At 35.0% G+C, this 4,593-nt stretch carries 3 protein-coding genes and 1 pseudogene; 3 read left to right on the top strand and 1 reads right to left on the bottom strand.

The genetic code is table 11. The annotated features are described in order from the left end of the window. Positions 1–124: 124 nt before the first annotated feature. Positions 125–520: an IS200/IS605 family transposase gene (tnpA, locus tag HMPREF3023_RS06160; protein ID WP_246829193.1), complete on the top strand. Its 396-nt coding sequence runs from the start codon at positions 125–127 to the stop codon at positions 518–520. 118 nt (positions 521–638) lie between these two features. On the opposite strand, the pseudogene HMPREF3023_RS06155 reads toward tnpA, so the two are convergent. Further along, a pseudogene (locus tag HMPREF3023_RS06155) lies at positions 639–2,075 on the bottom strand (IS1182 family transposase); the annotation flags it as partial. 248 nt (positions 2,076–2,323) lie between these two features. On the opposite strand from HMPREF3023_RS06155, the gene ahpC reads away from it, so the two are divergent. Both ahpC and ahpF read left to right on the top strand, forming a co-directional pair. After that, complete coding sequence (gene ahpC, locus HMPREF3023_RS06150; protein ID WP_070701769.1) at positions 2,324–2,893, top strand: alkyl hydroperoxide reductase subunit C; 570 nt, start codon at positions 2,324–2,326, stop codon at positions 2,891–2,893. After that, entirely contained in the window at positions 2,893–4,416 is a 1,524-nt protein-coding gene (gene ahpF, locus HMPREF3023_RS06145) for an alkyl hydroperoxide reductase subunit F (RefSeq protein WP_070701767.1), read from the top strand. The genes ahpC and ahpF overlap by 1 nt, the downstream gene beginning before the upstream one ends. Positions 4,417–4,593 lie beyond the last annotated feature (177 nt).

The raw sequence follows: 4,593 nt of genomic DNA, 5'->3' as shown, positions 1-4,593 counted from the left end.
AAAAAGACCTCCATGTTAAAATAAATTTGTGGTTTACCAGAACACAAAAATAACAGGAGGTTTTTTATGAATTTAAATCATACACATAATTTATCACACAAGATGGAATTGTAAATAACATGTAGTGTTCGCTCCAAAATATAGAAGGAAAGTATTTTACGGAAGTAAAAGATTGGAAATAGGTGCAATATTAAGAGAGCTTTGCAACTGGAAAGGTGTTAACATAATAGAAGCAGAAGTTTGTCCAGATCATGTACACATGTTGCTAGAGATACCACCAAAATTGAGTGTGTCTAGTTTTATGGGATTTTTAAAAGGAAAAAGCAGCATAATGATATATGACAAATGGGGTAGCTTAATATACAAATATAGGGGAAGGCAATTTTGGTGCCGAGGATACTATGTAGATACAGCAGGCAAAAATACAAAAGCAATAAAAGAGTATATTCATAACCAACTTAAAGAAGATGAATTAAGTGGTCAGATAATCATGGATAACACAGACCCCTTTAGGGGTTAGCAAGTAAAAATTGCATGTGGTAAACCACAAGCGTCCTTGAGACGCAGCTAGTAAAAAAGATCCTTTGGACCGCAAAAGCAAAACAACCGGCTACGCCGGTGCAGATTGTAGACAAACCCAGAAATAATTTCTGGGTTTGTTGCATTCTTAATATATTTACTAAAAAAATCTTTAATTTATCCAAAGTTAAATCCTTATTAGGATCCAATTTATATAGTAGTATTGCTAATTTTTTCATATTTATGCACGCAAATGTAAGTGCAGCTTTCATTTCCATCTTTGCTAGTCCAATCATGTTTGTGTATCTAAATCCATGGAATTCTTTTGCACTTCCAAATTGTCTTTCTACTGTTTCTTTTCTTCTTTTGTATTCTTCTTTTCCTTTTTCTGTGTATCTATATTCTTCTGTTTCATCTATGTATTTTTGCCAAATGTGTCTTGTGATTACTTTTTGATTGTTTTTACTCTGTGTGCATCTTTTGAGGTTAGGGCATTTTTTACATTGTTCTTTATTTCTTTTGTACTCTCTATATCCCTCTCTATTTGTTGTCGTGTATTCTAGTATTTGATTTTCTGGGCATAGGTAACAGTCATAGTACTCATCATATATGAATTCTCTTTTGTAGTAGGGGTTTTCTATTTTTGGTTTTCTTTTTGGTGCTGTGTAGGGAAATACTGGTTGTATTTCGTCTTCTAGTAGTTTTTTTGCTATGGCTGGTGTTTTATATCCTGCATCCATTACTATTTTTTCTGGTTTGTATTTTTTTAGTTTTTCTTCATAAAAGGGTATTAGGGTTGTGCTGTCATGGAGATTTCCTGGGAATGTTTTATGTCCTAAGATCCAACCATTTTTGTCTACTGATGTTTCTACACAATAGGCAAAGACTTCTTTGTGCTCTCCTTTATGAAAGAGTCCACTTTCTGGGTCTGTTGTTGAGACTGTTATTTCTTTTGTTTCTTCTTTTTTATTTTTTTCTTTTAGTGGTTTTTTCCCATGTTCTTTTCTATCTTCTTCTATTTCTTTGTCTAATTCTTCTTGGTATGCTTTTGCTGCTTTTTTGATTTCTTCTTTTTTGTTTTTATGTCTATTTGCATGGGCTTTTACATGTGTTGAGTCTACGAATTGTATTTTCTCATCTACGAATCCTTTGTTCATTGCTTGGCTTAAGATGTTTTGAAATATTTCTTCAAATATGTTTGTATCTTTAAATCTTCTTCTGTAGTTTTGGCTAAATGTTGTGAAGTGAGGAACTTTATCATAAAAGTCCAGTCCTAAAAACCATCTATATGCTATGTTTACTTCTATTTCTTTTATTGTTTGTCTCATACTTTTTATGTTGAATAGATACTCTATGAATAGTATTTTTATTAATACTACTGGATCTATGCTTGGTCTTCCGTTGTCTAGTGAGTATTTATCTTCTACTAATTCATAGATGAAGCTAAAGTCTATGTATTTGTCTATTTTTCTTAATATGTGATTTTTAGGTACAAGTTGTTCTACTGAAATTAGTTGTACTTGATTTGTTTTTCTATTGTTATTTTTTGATAGCATGTCACACCTACTTCCTTAGTTTATTTTTACCCTTTTTTTCTGTAATTCAGATGATTTTATTAAAAAAAGCAGGCTTTTTTTGCCTGCTTTGTCATCAGTCTGAGAAGTATGGAAGCCATACTTCTTTTTTTTGTTTTACAAAAAAGTTAAGATTAAAAAGATTATATATTTAAAAAAAATAGGGTTTTGTGGGTATAGATAAATTGATAGATAGTAACAAATAAATTTTAAAATATAAGGAGGACAATATGTCACAAATAGGAAAGAAGATACCTGAGTTTAAAACTATGGGCTATGCCCCTAGCAGGGAAGAGTTTGTAGAAGTTTCTAACAAGGACTTTGAAGGCAAGTGGACAGTTTTAATGTTCTACCCTGCTGATTTTACTTTTGTATGTCCAACTGAACTTGAAGACATGCAAGAACAATATGAGAAGTTAAAGGAACTGGGAGCTGAAGTTTACTCAATGTCAACTGACACTCACTTCGTTCACAAGGCATGGCATGACCACTCTGAAGCTATTAATAAGCTTGAGTTCACAATGTTGGCTGACTCGCACAAGTCAATTGCAAGGGACTTTGATGTACTTGATGAAGAAGCAGGCCTTGCACAAAGAGCTACTTTTATAATTGATCCGGATGGAGTGATCCAAACTTTGGAAATCAATGCAGATGGAATTGGTCGTGATGCCAGCCAAGTTATTGACAAAATTCGAGCAGGACAATTTGTAAGAAACAATCCTGGCCAAGTATGTCCAGCAAAATGGAAGCAATCTGGAAAGACTTTAACTCCAGGATTAGACCTAGTTGGAAAGATTTAATGTTAGATCAAAATTTAAAAAATCAGGTTAAGGGATATTTACAACTTCTCGAGAGAGAGGTTGTAATTTCTATTAGCCTTGATGATTCAGAAAATTCTAAAAAGTTAAGAGACTTTGTTGATGAAGTGGCTAGCATTACAGATAAGATTAAGCTAGAGGAAGCTGACTTAAAGTTTAAGCCAAGCTTTAGCCTTTCATCTGGGTCTGTAAGTGGAGTTACTTTTGCTGGTCTTCCTCTAGGTCATGAGTTTGAGTCCTTTATCCTTGCCCTCTTACAAGTTGGAGGTCGTCCTCCAAAGATTGATGACAAGACTAGGGAGAGGATAGAAGCTCTTGATGAGGAAATGGAATTTGAAACTATGGTGAGTCTATCCTGCCACAATTGCCCTGAAGTTGTTCAGGCTTTAAACATTATGGCAGTCTTAAATCCAAAGATTAGGCACACAATGGTTGATGGGTCTGTTTTCACAGACTATGTAGAGGACCTTGGGGTCTTGGCGGTGCCAACAACTTATCTAAAGGATGAAGTCTTTAACAATGGTAAGGTTTCTTTAGATGAAATCTTAAACAAGATTAGCCATGAGGAAGTGGACTTAAAGCTAGAAGAAAAACCTGTTTTTGACAGTCTTATTATTGGTGGAGGCCCTGGTGGGGCAACAGCTGCCATCTATGGAGCGAGAAAGGGAATAAAAGTTGGACTTGTGGCTGAAGAATTTGGCGGTCAGGTTAAGGAAACTCTTTCAATAGAAAATATTACTGGGATTGAATACACAGAGGGACCAAAATACATGGACGATGTGAAGGTTCATCTAGACAAGTATAAAGTTGATATTATTGAAGGTGCATCTGTAACTGATATTGTAGAAGGTAAACCTTTAAAAGTTATTACTAATAAGGGAGAGCTATTTGCCAAGACTTTAATAATTGCAACTGGAGCCAAGTGGAGGCTAATTGGCATTCCTGGAGAGATAGAATTTAGGAACAAGGGCGTTGCCTACTGCACTCACTGTGACGGACCACTCTTTAAGGGTAAGAAGGTCACAGTAATTGGTGGAGGAAACTCTGGTATCGAAGCTGCAATTGATCTTGCTAGCCTTGCCAAGGAAGTCTTAGTCCTAGAATTCTTGCCAAAACTAAAGGCAGACAAGGTTCTTCAAGACAAGCTAAAAGAATTTAAAAATGTGAGAATAGTTACTAATGCAGAAACTCAAGCCTTGACTGGAGAAAAAGTTTTGGAAAAAATTTCTTACAAGGACAGGGTAAGTGGCGAAGTCATAGAAGAAAATACTGAAGGCTGCTTTATCCAAGTTGGACTTGTACCAATGACTGAGTGGGCAGACATGGTAGAAAAAAATTCTCGTGGAGAAATAATTGTAGATGAGTTTGGGGCTACAAGCCTTGAAGGAGTTTATGGAGCAGGGGACTGCACTAACTCAGCCTTCAAACAAATCATAATAGCAGAGGGTTCAGGTGCGACAGCAGCCCTTGGCGCCTACAATTATTTAATGACTAGGGGAAATTAAGGTCCCTATTAAAGATATTTCATAAAAATACTAAGAAATAAATTATAAGAAAAAGAATTATGGTTGTAATACTTCTTTTTGTAATTAGAATACCCCCGGTTTGACCGGGGGTTCAATTTAGCTTTAGCGATGAATAATAAAAAATAAAAAGACCTCCATGTTAAAATAAATTTGTGG

Origin of the sequence: Peptoniphilus sp. HMSC075B08 (genome assembly GCF_001815405.1) — a bacterium.
Taxonomy (GTDB): domain Bacteria; phylum Bacillota; class Clostridia; order Tissierellales; family Peptoniphilaceae; genus Peptoniphilus_A; species Peptoniphilus_A harei.
Note: the sequence above shows the minus strand (reverse complement) of the source record. Positions and strands in the feature narration are given on the sequence as shown.